Source organism: Dellaglioa sp. CoH-56-MRSF-14 (genome assembly GCF_056782115.1).
Genome location: NZ_JBXAYB010000003.1, coordinates 30,768 through 52,534, shown reverse-complemented (window position 1 = coordinate 52,534; position 21,767 = coordinate 30,768). Strand labels below are relative to the sequence as shown.

General features: G+C 35.3%; 20 protein-coding genes. 17 read left to right on the top strand and 3 right to left on the bottom strand.

Annotated features, from left to right (window positions below; genetic code table 11):
• Window positions 1–216 precede the first annotated feature (216 nt).
• From AC1RPX_RS03945 to smpB, 10 genes are all read left to right on the top strand, one after another.
• Complete coding sequence (locus tag AC1RPX_RS03945) at window positions 217–1,245, top strand: sugar-binding transcriptional regulator (RefSeq protein WP_481761447.1); 1,029 nt, start codon at window positions 217–219, stop codon at window positions 1,243–1,245.
• A 60-nt stretch (window positions 1,246–1,305) separates the two neighbouring features.
• Entirely contained in the window at window positions 1,306–2,325 is a 1,020-nt protein-coding gene (gene gap, locus AC1RPX_RS03940; RefSeq protein WP_409022216.1) for a type I glyceraldehyde-3-phosphate dehydrogenase, read from the top strand.
• A 105-nt stretch (window positions 2,326–2,430) separates the two neighbouring features.
• Entirely contained in the window at window positions 2,431–3,621 is a 1,191-nt protein-coding gene (locus AC1RPX_RS03935; RefSeq protein ID WP_409022217.1) for a phosphoglycerate kinase, read from the top strand.
• Between the two features lie 54 nt (window positions 3,622–3,675).
• Window positions 3,676–4,431: a triose-phosphate isomerase gene (gene tpiA, locus AC1RPX_RS03930; RefSeq protein ID WP_481761446.1), complete on the top strand. Its 756-nt coding sequence runs from the start codon at window positions 3,676–3,678 to the stop codon at window positions 4,429–4,431.
• A gap of 113 nt (window positions 4,432–4,544) precedes the next feature.
• The gene (gene eno / locus AC1RPX_RS03925) at window positions 4,545–5,873 is read left to right on the top strand and encodes a phosphopyruvate hydratase (RefSeq protein WP_481761445.1); all 1,329 of its coding nucleotides are present in this window, start codon (window positions 4,545–4,547) and stop codon (window positions 5,871–5,873) included.
• A gap of 161 nt (window positions 5,874–6,034) precedes the next feature.
• Window positions 6,035–6,355: a bacteriocin immunity family protein gene (locus AC1RPX_RS03920; RefSeq protein ID WP_481761444.1), complete on the top strand. Its 321-nt coding sequence runs from the start codon at window positions 6,035–6,037 to the stop codon at window positions 6,353–6,355.
• 134 nt (window positions 6,356–6,489) lie between these two features.
• Complete coding sequence (locus tag AC1RPX_RS03915; RefSeq protein ID WP_481761443.1) at window positions 6,490–8,037, top strand: ClC family H(+)/Cl(-) exchange transporter; 1,548 nt, start codon at window positions 6,490–6,492, stop codon at window positions 8,035–8,037.
• 87 nt (window positions 8,038–8,124) lie between these two features.
• Entirely contained in the window at window positions 8,125–8,370 is a 246-nt protein-coding gene (gene secG, locus AC1RPX_RS03910) for a preprotein translocase subunit SecG (protein WP_409022224.1), read from the top strand.
• Window positions 8,371–8,488: 118 nt separating this feature from the next.
• Entirely contained in the window at window positions 8,489–10,840 is a 2,352-nt protein-coding gene (rnr, locus tag AC1RPX_RS03905) for a ribonuclease R (RefSeq protein ID WP_481761442.1), read from the top strand.
• A gap of 17 nt (window positions 10,841–10,857) precedes the next feature.
• Entirely contained in the window at window positions 10,858–11,325 is a 468-nt protein-coding gene (gene smpB / locus AC1RPX_RS03900) for an SsrA-binding protein SmpB (RefSeq protein ID WP_481761441.1), read from the top strand.
• Window positions 11,326–11,374: 49 nt separating this feature from the next.
• Here the strand turns inward: smpB and AC1RPX_RS03895 are convergent, their stop codons facing one another.
• Window positions 11,375–13,006, bottom strand: a complete 1,632-nt coding sequence (locus AC1RPX_RS03895) for an ABC-F family ATP-binding cassette domain-containing protein (protein ID WP_409022227.1) — start codon at window positions 13,004–13,006, stop codon at window positions 11,375–11,377.
• 237 nt (window positions 13,007–13,243) lie between these two features.
• Between AC1RPX_RS03895 and AC1RPX_RS03890 the strand changes: the two genes are divergently transcribed.
• The gene (locus tag AC1RPX_RS03890) at window positions 13,244–14,320 is read left to right on the top strand and encodes a 3D domain-containing protein (RefSeq protein WP_481761440.1); all 1,077 of its coding nucleotides are present in this window, start codon (window positions 13,244–13,246) and stop codon (window positions 14,318–14,320) included.
• A 52-nt stretch (window positions 14,321–14,372) separates the two neighbouring features.
• Here the strand turns inward: AC1RPX_RS03890 and AC1RPX_RS03885 are convergent, their stop codons facing one another.
• Window positions 14,373–14,936 carry a GNAT family N-acetyltransferase gene (locus AC1RPX_RS03885; protein ID WP_481761624.1) on the bottom strand — a complete coding sequence of 188 codons (564 nt, stop codon included), beginning with the start codon at window positions 14,934–14,936 and terminating at the stop codon, window positions 14,373–14,375.
• A 130-nt stretch (window positions 14,937–15,066) separates the two neighbouring features.
• Here AC1RPX_RS03885 and AC1RPX_RS03880 point away from each other — a divergent pair, with 130 nt between their 5' ends.
• From AC1RPX_RS03880 to AC1RPX_RS03870, 3 genes are all read left to right on the top strand, one after another.
• A complete protein-coding gene (locus tag AC1RPX_RS03880; RefSeq protein WP_481761439.1) occupies window positions 15,067–16,503 on the top strand; it encodes an amino acid ABC transporter substrate-binding protein/permease in 1,437 nt (478 codons plus the stop codon).
• Window positions 16,503–17,240 carry an amino acid ABC transporter ATP-binding protein gene (locus AC1RPX_RS03875; RefSeq protein ID WP_481761438.1) on the top strand — a complete coding sequence of 246 codons (738 nt, stop codon included), beginning with the start codon at window positions 16,503–16,505 and terminating at the stop codon, window positions 17,238–17,240. Before AC1RPX_RS03880 ends, AC1RPX_RS03875 begins: the two co-directional genes overlap by 1 nt.
• Before the next feature lie 180 nt (window positions 17,241–17,420).
• Window positions 17,421–18,383, top strand: coding sequence for a zinc-binding dehydrogenase (locus AC1RPX_RS03870; protein ID WP_481761437.1), 963 nt, complete (start codon window positions 17,421–17,423; stop codon window positions 18,381–18,383).
• Window positions 18,384–18,598: 215 nt separating this feature from the next.
• Here the strand turns inward: AC1RPX_RS03870 and AC1RPX_RS03865 are convergent, their stop codons facing one another.
• Entirely contained in the window at window positions 18,599–19,465 is an 867-nt protein-coding gene (locus AC1RPX_RS03865) for a Cof-type HAD-IIB family hydrolase (protein WP_481761436.1), read from the bottom strand.
• Between the two features lie 126 nt (window positions 19,466–19,591).
• Here AC1RPX_RS03865 and AC1RPX_RS03860 point away from each other — a divergent pair, with 126 nt between their 5' ends.
• The 3 genes from AC1RPX_RS03860 to tsaE are packed head-to-tail and all read left to right on the top strand — an operon-like array spanning window position 19,592 to window position 21,749.
• The gene (locus tag AC1RPX_RS03860) at window positions 19,592–20,272 is read left to right on the top strand and encodes a uracil-DNA glycosylase (protein ID WP_481761435.1); all 681 of its coding nucleotides are present in this window, start codon (window positions 19,592–19,594) and stop codon (window positions 20,270–20,272) included.
• Window positions 20,273–20,287: 15 nt separating this feature from the next.
• Window positions 20,288–21,277 carry a phosphate acetyltransferase gene (gene pta, locus AC1RPX_RS03855; RefSeq protein ID WP_481761434.1) on the top strand — a complete coding sequence of 330 codons (990 nt, stop codon included), beginning with the start codon at window positions 20,288–20,290 and terminating at the stop codon, window positions 21,275–21,277.
• Between the two features lie 16 nt (window positions 21,278–21,293).
• Window positions 21,294–21,749 carry a tRNA (adenosine(37)-N6)-threonylcarbamoyltransferase complex ATPase subunit type 1 TsaE gene (gene tsaE / locus AC1RPX_RS03850; RefSeq protein WP_481761433.1) on the top strand — a complete coding sequence of 152 codons (456 nt, stop codon included), beginning with the start codon at window positions 21,294–21,296 and terminating at the stop codon, window positions 21,747–21,749.
• The last annotated feature ends 18 nt before the right edge of the window (window positions 21,750–21,767 follow it).

Here is a 21,767-nt window from a genome sequence, read left to right as displayed (position 1 = left end):
CTTATCTCATATATCAAACGTCAATTGCTGACATGGCAGATAGTCGTTTGAAGTGCTTGCAAAGTATGAAACAACCTGATATAATTTGTCTTGTAATAAAGGTATGAAGACACTTTGATTAATGCAGAATGTTATCGTGCTTTGTTTTTTTAGAATTAATGGGTCATAATGCGACACTGTGGGACAAATAATGCCCCATAAGAGAGCAGGTGCAGTATGCATCATGAATTAGAGTGGATCGAAGCAATTGCACCAGACATGATTAAAGTTTTAAAACAAAGATATTTTGTTTTAAGACAGATTGAATGGATGATGCCTGTTGGTCGCAGAATGTTGGCAGCAACTTTAAATCTAAGCGAACGCGTTATGAGAACCGAAACAGATTTTCTGCGTAAGCAAGAACTTATCGTCGTTGGTAAGTCAGGAATGACGCTAACGGATAGAGGTATATCAGTACTACATGGCCTTGAAAAAGTGATGGATAATTTAGTTGGTGTTCGACAGGATGAACAAGAGTTGAGTCGAATTTTAGGCATTGAACATTGTTTGATTGTATCAGGCGATTCCGATGAACAACCTAAAGTTTTAGAGTCAATGGGTAAGAGTCTAGCTGCTAAGTTAGCACTCTTATTGCCAGAAGGTAAAAATTTAATTGCGGTAATGGGTGGCACAACGATGGCTCAAGTAGCTGATCAGTTGACAACACGTCTTTCAATTAAGCGCGATTTAACTTTTTTACCAGCCAGAGGTGGTGTTGGTGAATCAGTAGATATACAAGCCAACTCGATTAGTGGTAAGATGGCATTACACACAGGCGGCAAACATAGAGCCTTGTATGTACCTGAACAACTAAGTGAGAAAACGTACGAGCCTCTTCTTGAAGAACCGAGCATTCAAGAAGTTTTGAACTTAATCAAGGAAAGCAATGCTGTAATTCACAGTATTGGAGAAGCAATGCATATGGCTAAGCGTCGTGACATGTCTAGTGGTATAATAGACATGTTGAAAGAGGACAAAGCTGTAGGTGAGGCATTCGGATATTTCTTTGATGCTCAAGGCAAGGTCGTTTATAGGATTCCTCGTATCGGTTTACAAATAGAGGATCTCACGCACATAAAATGTATTTTCGCAGTTGCAGGTGGCCATTCTAAGGCCGAAGCAATTGTGGCATACATGAAACTTGCACCTAAACAGACGTGGTTAATCACGGATGAGGGTGCCGCAAACTCGATTTTAAAAAAGTAGTGTGCAAACACGCTTTTTAAAATAAATAAATCTTCATTTCCTAAAGGAGGAAATTTAAGTATGTCAGTAAAAGTTGGTATTAACGGTTTTGGCCGTATTGGTCGTTTAGCTTTCCGTCGTATTGCTGAAGTTTCAGATAACATCGAAGTTGTAGCAATCAACGATTTAACTTCTCCATCAATGTTGGCTCATTTATTAAAATATGATACAGCCCATGGTAACTTCGACGCAGAAGTTAGCGCAACAGATAATGGTATTGTTGTTAATGGTAAGGAAATTCCTGTATATGCAGAAGCAGATGCATCAAATATTCCTTGGGTTAAAAACAATAATGTTGATATCGTATTAGAATCAACTGGTTTTTACGCATCAGAAGAAAAAGCTTCAGCTCATATTAAAGCTGGCGCAAAACGTGTATTAATCTCAGCTCCTGCTGGTAAAATGCCTACAATCGTTTACGGTGTAAATGATGACATTTTAACTTCAGATACTAAGATTGCTTCTGCTGGTTCATGTACTACTAACTGTTTAGCACCACTTGCTGGCGCTGTTAACGATGCTTTCGGTATCGAAGTTGGTACAATGACAACAGTTCATGCTTACACAGCTACACAAAAATTACAAGATGGTCCTGACCGTGGTGGAAACTTACGTGCTGCACGCGCTGCTGCAGGTAACACAATTCCTCATTCTACTGGTGCTGCTAAAGCTATCGGTATGGTAATCCCTGATCTTGTTGGTAAATTGAATGGCCATGCACAACGTGTCCCAGTTATTACTGGTTCATTGACAGAATTGGTTACAATCTTGAAATCAAAAGATCTTACAGTTGATGAAGTAAATGCTGCTATTAAAGCAAGAACTGAAAACAACGAATCATTTGGTTACAATGCTGACGAAATCGTTTCATCAGATATCATTGGTACAAGTTTTGGTTCAATCTTTGACCCAACACAAACTGAAGTAACTGGTACTGGCGCTAACCAATTGGTTAAAACTGTTGCTTGGTACGATAACGAATCTGGCTTTACAGCACAAATGATTCGTACATTAGAAAAATTTGCTAGCTTAGAAGCATAATCTAGTTAAACTTTTTTAAAACCGCATATAACTATGCTTAGGCGGAGGGACGCAATACTCCCTCTGCCTTTTTATTTAATCAAAATTACACAGGAGGCTATTATAATGGCTAAATTAATCGTTTCAGATTTAGATGTAAATGACAAAAAAGTTTTAATTCGTGTCGATTTTAATGTTCCTATTAAAAACGGTGTGATTGGTAATGATAACCGTATCGTTGCTGCATTACCAACTATCAAATATGTAACTGAAAATGGTGGTAAAGCCATTCTTCTTTCTCATCTTGGTCGTATTAAGACTGAAGAAGACAAAAAAGAATTATCATTACGTCCAGTTGCAGAACGTTTATCTAACTTATTAAACAAACCTGTTACTTTTGTTCCTGCTACACGTGGTCCTCAATTAGAAGACGCAATTGCAGCAATGAAAGACGGCGATGTTTTAGTAATGGAAAACACACGTTTTGAAGATTTAGATGGTAAAAAAGAAAGCAAAAACGATCCTGAATTAGGTAAATACTGGGCTTCACTTGGCGACTTGTTTGTCAATGATGCTTTCGGTACAGCTCATCGTGCACATGCTTCTAACGTTGGAATCTCAAGCAACATGGAACAAGCTGCTGCTGGATTCTTAATGGAAAAAGAAATCAAATTCTTAGGTGAAGCTGTTGACGAACCAAAACGTCCATTTGTTGCTATCTTAGGTGGCGCAAAAGTTTCAGATAAGATTGGTGTTATTTCTCATTTACTTAAAAAAGCTGACAAAGTTATCGTTGGTGGTGGTATGACTTATACTTTCTACGCTGCTAAAGGTATGAAGATTGGTTCATCATTAGTTGAAACAGACAAAATTGATTTAGCTAAACAAATCATTGAAGAAGCTGGCGACAAATTAGTATTACCAGTTGATTCAATCGTTGCTGAAAAATTTGATAACGATGTTGAACACAAAACTGTTGATGGTGACATTCCTGACGGTTACATGGCATTGGATATCGGACCTAAATCTGTTGCAGAATTTAAAGATGTTTTAAAAGATGCTAAAACAGTTGTATGGAACGGACCAATGGGTGTATTCGAAATGAGCAACTATGCTAACGGAACACTTGAAATCGGTAAATTCTTGGGTACTTTATCAGAAGCTACAACAATCGTTGGTGGTGGTGATTCAACTGCTGCTGTTCAACAATTAGGTGTTGCTGATCAATTAACTCATATTTCTACTGGTGGTGGCGCTTCACTTGAATACCTTGAAGGTAAAACTTTACCAGGTATTGCTGCTATTACAACAAAATAATTTTTAATTAAATTGTCGTAAGAAACCGTCTATTAACGAAAGGAAGTTATTATTTTGCGTAAACCAATTATTGCTGGTAACTGGAAAATGAACAAAGGCCCTAAAGAAACTGCTGAATTCGTAGCAGGTCTTAAAGGTAAATTACCAAAGTTTGACGATGTTGAATCTGTTATTGCTGCTCCTGCAGTAGATTTACAAACATTACTTGATGCTGCTAAAGGTACTGACTTAAAAGTTGCTGCTGAAAATGCATACTTTGAAGATGAAGGTGCTTTTACTGGTGAAACTTCACCAAAAGTTCTTTCTGAAATGGGTGTTGACTATGTTGTTATTGGTCATTCAGAACGTCGCGAATACTTCGGCGAAAATGATGACGATATTAACAAAAAAGCACATGCTGTTTTCAATAATGGTATGGTTCCTATTATCTGCTGTGGTGAAACGTTAGAACAACGTCAAGCCGGCGAAGCAGAATCATGGGTTGCTGGACAAGTTTCTGCTGCATTAAGAGGCTTATCTGTTGAACAAGTTAATCTTGCAGTTATTGCATACGAACCAATCTGGGCTATCGGTACTGGTGAAACAGCTACTTCTGACCAAGCACAAGAAATCTGTGCAGTAATTCGTAAAACAGTTGCTGATTTGTATGACCAAACAGTTGCTGATAAAGTTCGTATCCAATACGGTGGTTCAGTTAAACCTGGTAACGTCGTAGAATTAATGGGTAAAGACGATATTGATGGTGGTTTAGTTGGTGGCGCAAGTATGGAAACTGCTTCATACTTAGACCTTGTTAACTTCAAAGCATAATTCGTATTTTAGCTGTTAAAAAGATTGAAAATGAATCAATAAACTATTAAAATAATGGTAAGGGTGTTATTGTATCCCCGCCAAAAAACGTTTTTAAAGGAGAGTACAAATTTATGTCAATGATTACAGATATTTATGCACGCGAAGTTCTAGATTCACGCGGTAACCCAACTGTTGAAGTTGAAGTTTACACAGAAGACGGCGCAATGGGCCGCGGAATTGTTCCTTCAGGTGCTTCAACTGGTGAACATGAAGCCGTTGAATTACGTGATGGCGACAAATCTCGTTACATGGGCTTAGGCGTTACTAAAGCTGTTGACAACGTAAACAACATTATCGTTAAAGAAATTGTTGGATATGATGTTACTGATCAAGTTGGTATTGATAAAGCTATGATCGCATTAGATGGTACACCAAACAAAGGTAAATTGGGCGCTAACGCTATTTTAGGTGTTTCAATTGCTGCTGCTCGTGCTGCTGCTGATGAATTAGAAGTTCCTTTATACAGTTACTTAGGCGGATTTAACGCACATGTCCTTCCAACTCCTATGATGAACGTTATCAATGGTGGATCACATGCTAACAACAGTGTTGATTTCCAAGAATTCATGATCATGCCTGTTGGCGCACCTTCTATCAAAGAAGCTGTACGTATGGGTTCAGAAACATTCCATAACTTACAAAAGATTTTAGCTGAAAAAGGCTACTCTACTGCTGTTGGTGATGAAGGTGGTTTCGCTCCTGATCTTAAGAACAATGAAGAACCATTTGAAATCTTAATCGAAGCAATCGAACGTGCCGGTTACAAACCTGGTAAAGATATTGCTATCGCATTTGATGCTGCTTCATCAGAATTCTACAATGCTGAAACTGGCAAATATAGATTACAATATGAAGGCGAAAATGGCCAAGATTATACTTCTGAAGAAATGGTTGAATTCCTTGAAGCAATCGTTGACAAATACCCAGTTATCTCAATTGAAGATGGCTTGGATGAAAACGATTGGGAAGGCTGGAAGATGATGACAGCTAAATTGGGCAACAAAGTTCAATTAGTTGGGGATGATTTATTTGTTACAAACACTGACTACCTTAAAAAAGGTATCGAAATGGGCGTTTCAAACTCAATCCTTATCAAAGTTAACCAAATCGGTACACTTACAGAAACAATGGAAGCTATCGAAATGGCTAAAGAAGCTGGTTATACAGCTATCGTTTCTCATCGTTCAGGTGAAACTGAAGATACAACTATCGCTGACTTAGTTGTTGCAACTAATGCTGGCCAAATCAAGACTGGTTCATTGAGCCGTGTTGATCGTATCGCTAAGTACAACCAATTAATGAGAATTGAAGATAACTTAGAAGAAACATCAGAATACAAAGGTATCCACTCATTCTACAACTTGAGTTCAGATGCTCGCGATACAATCGTTAACAAATAATTCTTTATGAATTAAGCGTTTCTGATTGAAAGAAGGTCCTACCTAATTTGATTTTAGGTGGGACCTTTTTTGTATTATAATAGGACGCACTATATTGAAAGGTAAAACTTATTGTTGTATAATTTAGATGTTGGAAATTATAGTTAGGAATGTGAGCGTGTATGAAAAAATCAGAGCGTATTACAATACAAGATGATCTAACATCAAAAGTTTATGATCTTATTTTAAACGAAGAAACGACAAATGAGGAACGTCTCTTATTAGTTGATTTTAAAAATAAAGTTGAGCGTGGGCAGTACTTCGAGAAGGCAGTCGCTGATTTAGCGGAGTCGTTGCGCTTATTGGCTGTAAGTAATTTAAAAAATAAAATAAAGTTAAGTGCTGACGTTGGTCGATTTTATATGGAAATTTCGACAACCGGTTTATTTAAAAAAAATTTAGGCTGGGGACTTATAGCTATGAGTATGATTTATCATCCTTAAGTGATCATTAGATTATGCTAGTTTTTAAGAAGAGTTATTCAATAGTTGAATAATTCTTTTTTTGTTACTAATGAGTTCAGCAAATAATTGGATTTTAGCATATACTAATAGAATGAAGAGGTGTGTATGGTTTTATGACAAAACAAGGTATCAAAGAGCGATTGAATTTAACTAATCTCATATTTATTTTAAGAGGGCTATTAATTGGGCTCGTTACAGGTATCGTTGTAAGTCTATTTAGGTTAGCTATTATTTATGTGCTTAAAGTCTTTATCTATTTTTACCAGGCAATTAATCAGAATATGTGGTTACTGTTTCCAATGATTCTTTTGAGTCTAGCTATGGTACTAGGTATTGGAACACTAATGAAGCAAGAGCCAAATATTATGGGATCCGGTATTCCGCAAGTAGAGGGCCAGCTTGCTGGTAATCTTGAAATGCGTTGGTGGTCAGTTTTATGGCGAAAATTTATCGGTGGTGTTTTAGGCATTGGATCAGGGCTATTCCTCGGCCGTGAAGGCCCATCTATTCAACTAGGTGCAGCAGTCGGACAAGGATTCGCAGAGATGACTAAACATACTGAATCGGAACGCCGCATTCTGATTGCAGGTGGTGGCGCTGCAGGTCTATCCGCAGCTTTTAATGCACCAATTGCGAGTACGCTTTTTATATTAGAGGAAGTGTATCATAATTTTTCACCGTTGATTTGGACAACAGCATTAGCTAGTTCAATTTCAGCCAATTATATTTCATTGCATTTTTTCGGTCTAAAACCGGCGCTACAAATGATGGATATTCAGACCTTATCATTGTTACAATACTGGCATTTGATTGCTTTAGGGCTTATTTTGGGCCTCCTAGGCTATCTGTATCAAAACGTATTACTTAAATCGACTGATTTATATAATATTCTACATAAAATTCCGATTTTTTATCGCTCAATTGTCCCTTTTATTTTAGTTATTCCGATTGGATTATACTTACCACAAACTTTAGGTGGCGGTAATGAGATTATTTTAAGTCTAGTTCAAAGTAAATCATTGACCGTTTTATTGGGACTCTTTCTTTTAAGATTTATCTTTTCAATGATATCCTATGGTTCTGGATTACCAGGTGGTATTTTTCTGCCTATTCTAACATTAGGCGCTATTATTGGCGCTGGGTATGCAACTGTTATGATAATGTTAGGGTTGTTACCAGCTAAATATATAACTGATTTTATTATTTTTGGAATGGCCGGGTACTTTGCTGGAATTGGTAAAGCACCTTTTACAGCTATTTTATTAGTTACGGAAATGGTGGGTAGTTTACATCACTTAATGCCACTAGCCATTATTTCATTAGTTTCATTTTTAGTTATTGATATTTTAGGCGGCGCACCTATCTACGATTCTTTACTTAAAAAATTAATTGGTCAAAATGAAATTGATTTGGGCGGTAAAAAGGACCGACTTGAGACGCCTATTTTTGCTGGATCAAATTTAGAAAATAAAAAAGTTTCAGAAGTAGTTTGGCCTGAAAATAGCTTATTAATCACGGTTAGACGTGGTGAAAAGCAATTAATTCCACATGGTGTGACGGTTTTAAAAGCAGGAGATACATTAGTTCTTTTGACTGAGCACCAAAATCGACCTAAACTTAAGACAGAAATGGATACATTATCCGGATTTGAATCACTTTAATAAAATAATAACGGTGGAAAATTAATGCAAACTGTGCTAAATTAGTATAGATATAGATTACGTAATTGGGTTAAGGAGGTAAATGATTTGACTAACATACTAACAATTTTAATTATCATCGTTTCAGTCTTAATGATTATCGCTGTTATGATGCAACCTGCAAAAACAAATAACGCTTCAGGTGCTTTATCTGGTGGCGGTGGTGGTGCTGACGATTTATTTAGCAAACAAAAACCACGTGGATTCGAAGCATTTATGCAAAAAGTAACCTTTGTCTTGGGCGTTTTATTTTTCTGTCTAGCTCTAGGACTTGTCTATTTGGCCTCAAAATAATAATAAAGAAAGCCTCCTGTGCAAACAATTGTTGCAGCAGGAGGCTTTTATTTAGAAATAAAATAAAATTAATAATAAATAAATGTAACGCAAATACGAATATGAAAACGAGGTATACATGGATAAAAAGATGCAAGAACTTATATTAAAAGAACTAAAAATTAAAGAAAATGAATCTTTCAGTGTTGAAGAATTAACAGCTGCCCTTAAATTAGAAGGCCAGGATGCGTTCAAAGAACTTGTTAAAACACTTGCTGAAATGGAACGTAAACGTGAAGTGAAAATTACATCAGAAGGCAAATTTCAAATTGCACTTCAAACACCACAATTAGTGGGTATTTTTCATGCAAATGATCGTGGATTTGGATTCGTTACGATTGATCCAGAACAACCTGATGTTTTCGTTAATCCAACACAAACAATGTCTGCCTTAAATGGTGATAGTGTTGAGATTGAGATTACAAGTGCTGCTAAACCTGGGGATGACCGTGGTCCTGAAGGTAAAGTTAATAAAATTGTTGAACATAATGTAACATCAATTGTTGGTGAATTTGAAGTTGAACCATCTGACCTTGAAAATTCAGGAATAATTGGCCATTTAGTTGTTAAAAACAAGAAATTACAACGTTATAACTTATTGGTAACAGGGGTTGGTTTACATCCAGTTGCCGGAGAAGTTATTACAGCTGATATTACTGCTTACCCAACAAGTGAAAAACCATTAGTTATTGAAACATTGGTTAAAGAAGTTGTGGGTAACAAAGACGATCCAGGTATGGATATTTTACAAGTTGTTTATCAACATGATATTCCTAGTGAATTTCCTGAAGATGTTATGGCTCAAGCTGAAGCAACTCCAGAAGTTGTGCTACCAGAAGAAAAAATTGGCCGTGTTGATTTAACGGACCAAACATTGGTAACAATTGATAGTATTGATTCTAAGGATTTAGATGATGCTGTTACTGCCTGGAAACTTGATAACGGGAACTACCATTTAGGTGTGCATATTGCTGATGTTTCGCATTATGTCCAACCAGGCACACCACTTGATCGTGAAGCATACGAACGTGGAACGAGTGTTTATTTAACTGACCGTGTTATTCCAATGTTGCCTCACAAATTATCAAATGGTATTTGTTCATTGAATCCAAAAGTTGAACGCCTTGCTATGAGTTGTGAAATGGAAATTACACCAGAAGGTTATGTTGTTAACCACAAAATCTTCCAAAGTGTGATTAAAACGACAGAACGTATGACTTACAAAGCCATTAACAAGATTCTTGAATCAGATGATGCAAAGACGAAAGCTAAATATGAAGAATTGGTCCCAATGTTTGAAACAATGGGCGAATTACACAAAATTCTTGAAAAAATGCGTAAAAAACGTGGTGCAATTAGTTTTGATGATAATGAATCTAAGATTATCGTTGATGAAGCGGGTCACCCAATTGATATTCAAATTAGAACTCGTGGAACAAGTGAACGTTTAGTTGAATCATTTATGTTAGCTGCAAATGAAACTGTTGCAGCTCATTACGATAAATTAAAAGTACCTTTTGTTTACCGTGTGCATGAAACACCTAAGAATGAAAAAGTAATGCGTTTCTTCGAAACTTTAACCAGTTTTGGTATCGTTGTTAAAGGTGATAGTAAGAATGTAACACCTAAAATGTTACAAGGTGTTTTAAAAGAAGTAGCTGGTAAACCTGAAGAATCAATGGTTTCTGTTATGTTACTTAGAAGTATGCAACAAGCTAAATATACTGATGAATCATTAGGTCACTTTGGTTTAGCTGCTACTGATTATACGCATTTTACGTCACCAATTAGACGTTACCCTGATTTGATGGTTCATCGTTTAATTCGTTTCTACGAAGAAAATGGTATTGGGGACACTCAAAAAGAAAAATATGCTGAACAATTACCTGAACTTACAACACATACATCACAAATGGAACGTCGCGCAATTGATGCCGAACGTGATACTGACGCAATGAAAAAAGCTGAATACATGGCTGATCATGTTGGTGAAACCTTTGAAGGTGTTGTTAGCTCAGTTATGAAGTTTGGTGTCTTCGTTTCATTACCAAATACTGTTGAAGGTCTTGTTCATATTAGTAATATGAAGGATGACTATTATGAATATTTAGATATGCATATGGCATTAGTAGGTAAGAGAACCAAGAGAACTTTCAGAATTGGTCAACCAATCGAAGTAAAAGTTGCTAAAGTTGATATTGAGCAAAGTGCGATTGATTTTGAAATTGTTAATCCACAAAACACACCAACTTCTGATTTACGAGGTAAAGGTGGAAACTTCAAACGTCCAGGTAATGGTCGTCCAGGAGACAAGAAACCTTATAACCGTAATGGTAAACCAGCTGCTGGAAATAGTAATGGAAAGAAACCATTCTACAAATCAGCTAATAAAAACACAGCACCAAGAAAAAATAATACACGTCAAAAATAATATCGGGGGGATTAAGATTGCGAAAAGAAAAGTCATCTTTTGATAAACCCTTAGCCCAGAATAAAAAAGCAAGACACAGTTATAACATTGAAGATACGGTTGAGGCTGGTGTCGTTTTAACAGGTACTGAGATTAAATCCGTTCGAAATAGTCGTATTAATCTAAAAGATGGATTTGCGCAAATTAGAAATGGTGAAGCTTGGCTGATGAATGTTCATATTTCAACGTATGATCAAGGAAATCAATTCAATCATGATCCACTTCGAAATCGTAAATTATTATTGCATAGAAAACAAATAGCTCAATTTGATGAAGCAACTAAAAATAAGGGTGTTACAATTGTCCCTTTGAAAGTGTACATTAAAAACGGCTTTGCAAAAGTACTAATCGGTGTTGCAAAAGGGAAGAATGATTACGATAAACGTGAAACAATTAAACGTCGAGATCAGGAACGCCAAATTCAACGCGTACTTAAAAATTACTAATAAAAAAGGAAGCAACCAATTTTGAAATTGGTTGCTTCCTTTTTAGTTATTAAGCTTGTTTGTAAAGACCAGCAATTTGATCTTGAACATCTTTATTTTCTAAGAATTCATCATAAGTAGTATCTGCTCGATCAACAAGACCGTTTGGTGTTACTTCGATGATACGGTTAGCGATTGTTTGAATGAACTCACGATCATGAGAGCCGAATAATAGAGCACTCTTATAATTTGAAAGACCTTCATTCAATGAAGTAATTGATTCCAAATCTAAATGGTTAGTAGGATCATCAAGTAAAAGAACGTTGTTTCTTGTTAACATCATTTTTGATAACATACAACGAACTTTTTCTCCACCGGATAAGACGCCAACTTCTTTATCGACTTCTTCACCAGAAAATAACATACGACCTAAGAATCCACGCAAGAAAGTGTTATCACTTTCTGCTTTAGAAGCAAATTGACGTAACCAATCGATAATTGTTAAATGTTCATCAGCGAATTGGTCGTTATTATCTTTAGCAAGGTAAGCTTGTGATGTTGTTACACCCCATTGAACTGTACCTGTATCTGGTTCTAATTCACCAGAAAGAATTCTAATTAATGTTGTAACAGCAATATCAGTTTCACTTGTAAAGGCTGTTTTATCATCTTTGCCTAAACTAAATGAGATATTATCTAAAACTTTTACGCCATCAATTGTTTTTGAAACGCCACTAACTGATAATAAATCATTACCAATTTCACGGTCGATTTCAAAGTTAATGAATGGGTAGCGACGTGATGAAGGTTGAATATCATCAAGTGTGATTTTTTCAAGCATTTTCTTACGAGAAGTTGCTTGTTTAGATTTAGAAGCGTTAGCACTGAATCGTGCAACGAAATCTTGTAATTCTTTGATTTTAGCTTCTTTTTTATCGTTAGAATCATTTGCAAGTTTTGAAGCTAAGGCACTTGATTCCATCCAGAAGTCGTAATTACCAACGAATAATTTGATTTTACCAAAATCAACATCACACATGTGGGTGCAGACATTATTTAAGAAATGTCTATCATGAGAAACAACAATAACGGTATTTGAGAAGTTAATTAAGAAATCTTCTAACCAGTTAATTGATTTGATGTCTAACCCATTAGTAGGTTCATCAAGTAAGAGAACATCAGGATTACCAAAAAGTGCTTGTGCAAGCAAAATCTTAACTTTTTGACTTTCTGTTAGTTCGCTCATCTTTTTATTTTGCATATCTTCAGCGAAGCCTAAGCCTTGTAAAAGAGTTGAAGCTTCTGATTCAGCTTCCCAACCATTCATTTCAGCAAAGTCAGATTCTAGTTCAGCAACTTTGATACCATCTTCATCAGAAAAATCAGCTTTTGCATAAATAGCATCTTTTGCTTCCATAACAGCATAGAGTTCTTTGTAACCCATAATGACTGTTTCAAGAACAGTATATTCTTCGAAGCCATAATGATTTTGTTGTAGCATTGTCATACGTTCATTTGGATCTAATGAAATTTTACCTGTACTTGGTGTTATTTCACCAGATAAAATCTTTAAAAATGTTGATTTACCAGCGCCATTAGCACCGATTAGTCCGTAACAATTACCAGGCGTGAATTTTAAATTAACGTCATCGTATAACTTACGGTCTGAAAAACTTAAACTTACATTACTTACAGTTATCATTTAATACCCTCACTATTCGTTTGTATAATCTACATATCATAGCATATTTCAGGCTCAAAATGAAACGGTTTTGAAAATGAACTCAAATAAAATGATTATTTCTGAAAATGAGGGTACGTTAGTCATAGAGTTGTAATATGAGTGATGTTTTGTAATATGCCTGACACATGTCTGACTTGTCGGTTCGATATACTCTAGAAATGGGTAATAAAGTTATTTACAAAAAGGAGTATTATTTTGAAAATTAGAAATATTATTGGTTTTACGGCAGTTATACTTTGCTTATTAGGTGGTTCGGTTTCTGTTAGTGCAACATCTATCAGTGATTTAAAAAAACAAGAATCAGCTGCACAAGAGAAAGTAACAACTGCTAATTCAAAAATTTCAAAGTCATTAACGAGTATTAATGATGAGTATGCAAAAATTGATAAATTAAATCAAGAAATTTCTGATAAAGAAAAGAAAATTGGTTCACAAGATAAATCAATTGGTAATGAACAAAAACAATTAGATACACGTATTGAAAATGCTAAAGATAGATTAAGAAGTCTACAAGTTAATGATTCAAGTAGTAAAATGGTAACGGCTATTCTTGAAGCAAAGAATGCTGGTGATTTTATTAGCCGTGTTTACGCAGTTTCTGTTTTACAATCTGCTGATAACAAAACGATGAAAGATGTTGCGTCTAATATCAAAACCATGGAAGATGCTAAAGCGCATTTGGAATCTGAACAAAAATCATTGAAATTAAAACAATCTGAAACAAAACAAGAAACAAAAGAAATGAATAAACAATTAGCAGCGTTAAAAGATACTTTAGGTGACGCAAAGAAAGATTTAGCCAAAGTAACAAAGGCTAAAGATGCTGAGTTATCAAAAAAAGCAAGAGAAGCAAAGGCTAAAGCTGATGCTAAGGCAGCAGCAGCTGCTAAAAAAGAAGCAGCTAAAAAGGCTGAAAGTGATGATTCATCAGATAAAAAAGGAAGTACTGACCAAAAAGCAAGCAACGATACTTCTGGCAAATCAACTAAGAAAACGTTACAAATGGTCGCAACGGCTTATTCAACAAATGCACCAGGGATGGGAACTCATGGATCATATGGGTTAAGTTTGTTAACTAATCCACAACAAATTGCTGTGGATCCTTCAGTTATTCCGCTAGGAACTGTTGTCTGGGTATCTGGTTATGGTGTTGCGATTGCTGGCGATACAGGTTCAGCAATTAAAGGAAACCGAATTGATGTGCATTTTATCTCAAATGCAAGATGTTACACATGGGGTAAAAAGACAGTTACTGTAAAAGTTTTAGAATAAAGATATGAAAAAAGGTCTGCTAAATTTATTTTTAGCAGACCTTTTTATTTATTTAAATATCTTTTTGCATATGATGATAGTCATGACCACTAATAATCATGTTACCAACAGTTTTAAAGCCCATTTTTGTGTATAACTTTTCTGCTTTAGGATTTGCAAAGTCGACGTTTAAGCCAATCTTTGTTTTTCCAGCTGCACGGGCAATCTCGGGAAGAGACTCTAGAAGTTTTGTGCCGATGCCTTGTCCTTGGAAATCTGGTGAAACAGCAAGGGTATCAAGGTACCATTCATTTGGATAAACTTCTGAGTCTGGAAAGAGTTCAGTTGTTTCAGGTAAACCAATTTGTGGGAAAAATTGATTCATAGCAAGATCAAGATGGTCTTCATCTTCATCCGGATAACCAAATGCTATCCCAGCAACCTTACCATCAATATCGGCAATTTGAACACGACCGTAGCTGTAACGGTAGTCTTCTGTTTCAAATGCAAGCTCTAGCACTTTGAATAGGTCGGGTAATGGAATTTCTTGAAGAATAGGAATTTCCATATCTTCTAAAATAATATTCACTAAAGGAACGACCTCGTGTGCATCTTTTTTTGTTGCTCTTCTAATAATCATATAAACCATCCTTTCCTGAATATCTCTAGTGTATAGGGTACTTAAATAATTGTCAAAACAACTAAATTGCTTGCTAAGTGTAGATATGTTATATTATGTTACATCAAAATGTTTTGGGGAGGATATTATGAAAAAATGGCAGTCAATGATCATGTCAATCATGGTCGCATGTGTATTTTTATTATTTTTACATAGTAATCAAGTAAATGCAGCAGAAAAGACGTATACAATCGGGACTGATGTAACTTATGCACCATTTGAATATCAAGCAGAAGATGGTAAATCATATGTTGGTATTGATATGGATATAATGCGAGCCATTGCTAAAGAGGAAGGATTTAAAGTTGATATTAAAGCCTTAGGGTTTAATGCAGCGGTTCAAGCATTAGATGCTAACCAAATTGATGGGGTTATGGCTGGTATGATGATAACTCCAGAACGTCGTGTTAAATTTGATTTCTCAGATAGTTATTATGAAGCTGGGGTAGCTATGGCTGTTGGTAAAAACAGTTCAATTAAATCTTTGGATGATTTAAGAGGGAAAAAGGTAGCGATTAAAGTTGGTACAGCTGCCGGAGAATTCGTAAACTCAATTAAAAAACAATATAATATTACAACAACAACTTTTGATGATTCAAGTAACATGTATGACGATGTTGTGACAGGAAATTCCGATGCGACTTTTGATGATAAACCAGTTTTAGCATATGGTGTTAAGAATGGTATTGAAATGAAAGTAGTTGGTAAAACATATGAAAAAGGTGAATATGGATTCGCCGTTAAAAAAGGGCAAAATAAAGAATTAATAACAAAATTTAATGCCGGGCTAAAGAAACTTAAAGCTAACGGTGAATATAAAAAGATTGTTGATAAGTACACTGGAACGAACGCAAAAAATGCTAACTCTAAAAATTCTCGAACAATTTTAGGTTTATTGAAAACAAATAGTGGCTCATTATTAGAAGGATTTAAACAAACAATGTTATTAACAATTGTGGCTATTGTTTGTGCAACAGTTTTAGGGATTATTTTAGGTATGATGGGTGTTGCGCCAAATAAATGGCTTAATGGGCTTTCAAGTACATTAATTTACATTTTCCGTGGCCTACCGCTAATTGTATTGGCCTTCTTTATCTACATTGGTATTCCTAATTTAACCGGGAGCAAGATTCCAGCATTTGTGGCAGGTATTATAACCTTAACGTTAAATGAAGGTGCGTATACAGCGGCCTTTGTTAAAGGTGGGATTAAGGCTGTTGATAATGGCCAAATGGAAGCTGCTCGTAGTCTAGGATTACCTTATGGAAAAGCAATGATGAAAGTCATTATGCCACAAGGAATTAAGATTATGATTCCATCATTTATTAATCAATTTATTATTACGTTGAAAGATACGTCAATTTTATCTGTTATCGGTATTTTAGAATTAACGCAAACAGGTAAGATTATAATCGCAAGAAACCTTGAAGGATTCAAGATGTGGTTGATTATCGCGGTGATTTATCTCGTTATCATAACGTTATTAACGTGGTTATCTAATTTAGTCGAAAGGAAGATTAAATAATGGCAGCTAAAATTCAAGTTAAAAATTTGAAAAAAAACTATGGTTCAAATGAAGTTTTGAAGGGGTTAGATATTTCAGTTGCAGAAAAAGAAGTTGTCTGCATGATTGGACCTTCCGGTTCTGGGAAAAGTACCTTTTTACGTTGTTTAAATAAATTAGAAGATTTAACTTCCGGTTCAATTATTATTGAGGGGCATGATATAAGTGATCCAAAAACTGATTTAAATGTTGTTCGTCAAAATATTGGCATGGTATTTCAACATTTTAATTTGTTTCCACATTTAACCGTTCTTGAAAATATTATTTTAGCGCCTGTTGAATTAAAAAAAGAAACAAAAGAAGAAGCAACTAAGGAAGCAAAACGTCTTTTATCCCAAGTTGGTTTGAGTGATAAAGCAGATGCTGCACCTGCTTCGTTATCTGGTGGTCAAAAACAACGTGTCGCAATCGCACGCGCACTTGCAATGAAACCAGATATTATGTTATTTGATGAACCAACGTCTGCACTTGATCCAGAAATGGTTGGGGATGTTTTAGATGTTATGAAACAACTTGCGAGGGATGGTATGACAATGGTTGTTGTCACACATGAAATGGGTTTTGCTAAAGAAGTGGCTGATCGTGTGGTCTTTATGGCTGATGGTTACATTTTAGAAAGTAGTACACCAGATGAAATATTTAGTAATCCGCAAAATGATAGAACAAAAGATTTCTTAAACAAAGTTTTAAATGCATAAAAAGTGCAAACTAATTAAATCTTTCGGCCTTTCATTAATTTTTGGTGGGGCAAGCATTGTAAAAGGTCCTAATCACTTCGCGTGGTGGTTAGGATTTTTTATGTATAGTTACTAAAAATTAGGATGTTTACGATGATTTGAATTGAAAAAAGCTTTTTAGCAAAGGAGAAAAGTAAAATTATGAAAGCAATTGTTGTTAATGAAGCAGGAGGAACAGATAAGCTTATTTACCAAGAGGTAAATTTACCTAAAATAAAAGCTAACTGGTCCTTAATTAAAATAAAAGGGTTTGGTATCAATAGATCGGAGATTTTTACGAGAGAGGGAAAATCGCCAACTGTTTTGTTTCCTAGGGTTTTAGGCATTGAATGTGTGGGTGTTGTTGAAGAAACGAGCGATCCTGAAAGATTACCTATAGGGAAAAAAGTTATTTCCATTATGGGAGAAATGGGACGCGCATTTGATGGCAGCTATGCTGAATATGTAGCATTACCAAATAACCAAATATATCCAATAACAACAAATATATCTTGGAAAGAACTTGCGACTATTCCTGAAACGTACTATACAGCATTTGGTTCAATGAAAAACTTAAAAATTACAAAAAAAGATAAAATTTTAGTTAGAGGCGCCACAAGTGGAGTAGGTATTTCATTTCTTAAATTGTTGAAGGCCAGATATCCTGATATTGTAATTGATGGTACTAGTCGGAGCCAAGCAAAAAATGAGCAATTATTGTCCGCTGGTTTTAATGATGTAATAATAGATAAGACTGGTGTATTAGAGACTGAAAAGAAGTATGACAAAATTTTAGAATTAATTGGCCCTGCCACTATAAAAGATAGTTTTCAACATTTAAACGAAGGAGGCATTTTATGTAGTACGGGACAATTAGGAGGTAAATGGTTTTTAGAAGAATTTGATCCGATTATAGATATCGAGAAAAATAGTTACCTCACTAGTTTTTACTCTGACAATGTCAGTCAGGATAAATTGAATGATCTGTTGGACTACATTTCAAAATATGATGTTGATGTGAAACCAGAAAAAAACTTCAAACTAAGTGAAGTTCCTTTAGCGCATGCTTACTTACAAAATCAGGATAGTTTTGGGAAAGTAATCGTGTTACTAACAACTGAATAAAGATAAGTACCAAATTGGTTAGCGACGTATTATGGGTTTCATAATTGATAGTTGGAGAGTAACAGGGCTGATTGATTACGTAACAAAAGTCTTATGGCTTTTGTTTTTTTCGTTGTAAAAAAACTGTTATTGGTAATAGTTTTTAAACTACTATCAACAACAGTTTTTATAGACTTATTTTTTCTAATTAATTACACTTTTTAGTCTCAATCGATTTATTTTTCAGCTAACTGTTCAAGAATAGCTAAGCCAACACCATCTTCAGAATTTGTTTTTGCTGAATGATTGGCAATACGTTTTACCTCGTCGTGGCCATTTTCCATGGCGTAACTGACGCCTGCAACTTTTAACATAGAAACATCATTTAAGTTATCTCCAATTGCCATGACATCTGACATTGGGATATTAAGTTCTTTAGCGAAAGCTTGGAGTGCAATCCCTTTTTGGGCATTTACGTTGTTAATTTCAAGGTTAGTAGGTGCAGAAGAGGTAACAACAAGTGAGTCTTCTTCTTCAATTTTTGCTTTTAAAGGGAGTAATTCTTCTTGACCATCCATACTGAAAACAATTAATTTAAAAATATCAATTTTTGAATCATCGATGACTGTTTGGTAATCATCAACGTAATTGATATTCATTAATTCAAGACGAGCTGCAGCTAATGAAACAGCCATTTTAAATGGTGTATCTGGATTTGTATCAGAGATTAGACGCGCTACATTTTGAATACGGTTTGCACGATTATCAGAATAAACACCGTTTGAGGTTGTCATTTCAAAGTAAAAATTTTCTTTTTTGAATGTTTGAACTAAAGTTTGAACGACTTTTTTTGAAATAGGTGTTGTACTAAGTGTTTTACCATTTCCATCTAAAACTTCTGCGCCGTTAAATGTAATCATTGGACTATTGAACCCGGCTGCTGTAATTAAAGGTTTAACTTCAGTATAGCCACGGCCAGTAGAAACGATAAAGTGGACTCCTAATGCTTGTGCTTGTTTAATCGCATCGGCGTTTTTTTCTGAAATCACCATTTGATCATTTAGTAAAGTACCATCCATATCTGATGCAATAATTTTTATCATAAATTCAACACTCCTCTAATCTTATTTACTGGTTTCATTTTAACATGAAACCGCTCGATATTTTAATCAAATCATTTATTTTTGTATTCACTAATATGGTAAACTTAATCTGTGAGGTGTTAGACAATGAATATTAATGTCGATAATGATTGGCAACCCATTTTGACCGAAGAGCTTGCAAAATCTAAATATGCTGATTTAGAAACGTTTATTGATAATGAATATCAAAATGAGACGATTTATCCGGAAAAAAATCGCATTTTTGAAAGCTTTGAACTGACCCCATTTTCTGACGTTAGAGTTTGTTTATTGGGACAGGATCCTTATCATGAAAAGCATCAAGCTCATGGGTTGAGTTTTTCTGTTTTACCAGGAGAAAAAATTCCACCTTCTTTACGGAATATGTATAAAGAATTGGAAACAGATTTAGGAATTCCACCAGCTAATCATGGCTATTTGAAGAGTTGGGCGGAGCAAGGTGTTTTGATGTTAAATTCAGTCTTAACTGTAAGAGATGGCGCCGCTAATTCTCATCGTAATCATGGATGGGAATTATTAACAGATGGTGTGATTGAACGATTATCCGAATCTTCACAGACAATTATTTTTGTTTTATGGGGGAAGACAGCCCAAGATAAGATTAAATTAATTGATACAGATCACAATATTGTGATAACATCACCTCATCCAAGTCCGTTATCTGCTTACCGCGGTTTTTTTGGATCGAAACCATTTTCACAAATAAATCAAAATTTAATAAGTCAGGGATTGCCACCGATTAACTGGCAATTACCCAGTAACACTTAATTAGGAGGAAATGATATGTCATTATTTGAAAGTTTGAAAAGCAAAATTGAAAGTAAAAAAATTAAAATAGTTTTTCCTGAAGGGGAAGAAGAACGTATTCTAAGAGCAGCCGTTAAATTAGCAGAAGATAATTTGGCAGAACCTATTTTATTGGGGGATGTTGCAAAAATGAAAGAGTTAGCCACAAAGCTCGATTTAACTCTTGATGGTATCGGTGTAGAATTACTTGATCCTAAACAATATTCTGAAACAGATTTTAATGAGATGAAAACGGCCTTTGTTGAACGACGTAAGGGTAAAAATACACCTGAACAAGCTGAAGAAATGTTACGCGATGTTAATTATTTCGGTACAATGCTCGTTTACATGGGATTAGCTGAAGGGATGGTTTCTGGAGCTGTTCACGCTACTGGAGATACCGTTCGACCTGCATTACAAATTATTAAAACGAAACCAGGCGTGAGTCGGACAAGTGGTGCCTTTATTATGACCAGAAATAATGATACAGAAAAGTATTTATTTTCTGATGCTGCGATCAGTATTAATCCAACTGCTCAAGAATTAGCAGAAATGGCAATTGCAAGCATTCAGACGGCTCGTCTCTTTGATATTGATCCCAAAGTAGCAATGCTTAGTTTTTCAACTAAAGGTTCAGCTAAAGCACCAGAGGTATCAAAGGTAGCAGAAGCAACTGAAATTGCACAAAAACTAGCACCAAATGAAGCGATTGACGGCGAATTACAATTTGATGCTGCTTTTGTACCGAGTGTTGGTGAACAAAAAGCACCTGGATCAAAGGTTGCAGGACAAGCAAATGTTTTCATTTTCCCTGAATTACAATCTGGAAATATTGGCTACAAAATTGCACAACGTTTAGGTGGATTTGAAGCTATCGGACCTATCCTACAAGGATTAAACCAACCGGTTTCAGATTTATCTCGTGGTGCTAACGTAGAAGAAATTTACAAGGTTGGTATTATTACAGCTGCGCAAAGTTTAGAATGAAATGGTGAAATAATTAATGAATATTGAAGTCAGTTCTGTAGAAGAAACACAAGAAATTGCCGAAAAAATTGGACAGCTTGTTGAACCTAATATGATTTTGTTATTGGATGGTGATTTAGGCGCAGGAAAGACAACTTTTGCTAAAGGCTTAGCCGTTGGGTTAGGGATCAAGCGGAACGTTAAAAGTCCAACATTTCCAATTGTGAGAGAATATCGTGAGGGCCGTTTGCCGTTATTTCATATGGATGTTTACCGACTTGAAGGGATGGGCGGCGCAGATTTAGGGTTAGATGAATATTTTAATTCTGATGGTGTGAGTGTTGTTGAATGGTCTGAATTTATTCAGGATGAATTACCAAATGATTGGTTAAAAATTACATTATTGAAAGATGATCATGATGATAATTTACGTACTATCGAATTAGAAAGTAATGGATTACAATATGATAATATGTTGGCCCATTTCAACTAAAAAAACAAGTTAGCTGAT

What these genes read in the sequence shown, in the direction of transcription:
- AC1RPX_RS03935 (WP_409022217.1), top strand. Translation starts at nt 2,431, where the DNA reads ATGGCTAAATTAATCGTTTCAGATTTAGATGTAAATGACAAAAAAGTT.
- AC1RPX_RS03920 (WP_481761444.1), top strand. Translation starts at nt 6,035, where the DNA reads ATGAAAAAATCAGAGCGTATTACAATACAAGATGATCTAACATCAAAA.
- AC1RPX_RS03895 (WP_409022227.1), bottom strand. Translation starts at nt 13,006, where the DNA reads ATGATAACTGTAAGTAATGTAAGTTTAAGTTTTTCAGACCGTAAGTTA.
- AC1RPX_RS03875 (WP_481761438.1), top strand. Translation starts at nt 16,503, where the DNA reads ATGGCAGCTAAAATTCAAGTTAAAAATTTGAAAAAAAACTATGGTTCA.
- AC1RPX_RS03945 (WP_481761447.1), top strand. Translation starts at nt 217, where the DNA reads ATGCATCATGAATTAGAGTGGATCGAAGCAATTGCACCAGACATGATT.
- AC1RPX_RS03865 (WP_481761436.1), bottom strand. Translation starts at nt 19,465, where the DNA reads ATGATAAAAATTATTGCATCAGATATGGATGGTACTTTACTAAATGAT.
- AC1RPX_RS03870 (WP_481761437.1), top strand. Translation starts at nt 17,421, where the DNA reads ATGAAAGCAATTGTTGTTAATGAAGCAGGAGGAACAGATAAGCTTATT.
- AC1RPX_RS03915 (WP_481761443.1), top strand. Translation starts at nt 6,490, where the DNA reads ATGACAAAACAAGGTATCAAAGAGCGATTGAATTTAACTAATCTCATA.
- AC1RPX_RS03860 (WP_481761435.1), top strand. Translation starts at nt 19,592, where the DNA reads ATGAATATTAATGTCGATAATGATTGGCAACCCATTTTGACCGAAGAG.
- tsaE (WP_481761433.1), top strand. Translation starts at nt 21,294, where the DNA reads ATGAATATTGAAGTCAGTTCTGTAGAAGAAACACAAGAAATTGCCGAA.
- rnr (WP_481761442.1), top strand. Translation starts at nt 8,489, where the DNA reads ATGGATAAAAAGATGCAAGAACTTATATTAAAAGAACTAAAAATTAAA.
- gap (WP_409022216.1), top strand. Translation starts at nt 1,306, where the DNA reads ATGTCAGTAAAAGTTGGTATTAACGGTTTTGGCCGTATTGGTCGTTTA.
- pta (WP_481761434.1), top strand. Translation starts at nt 20,288, where the DNA reads ATGTCATTATTTGAAAGTTTGAAAAGCAAAATTGAAAGTAAAAAAATT.
- AC1RPX_RS03880 (WP_481761439.1), top strand. Translation starts at nt 15,067, where the DNA reads ATGAAAAAATGGCAGTCAATGATCATGTCAATCATGGTCGCATGTGTA.
- eno (WP_481761445.1), top strand. Translation starts at nt 4,545, where the DNA reads ATGTCAATGATTACAGATATTTATGCACGCGAAGTTCTAGATTCACGC.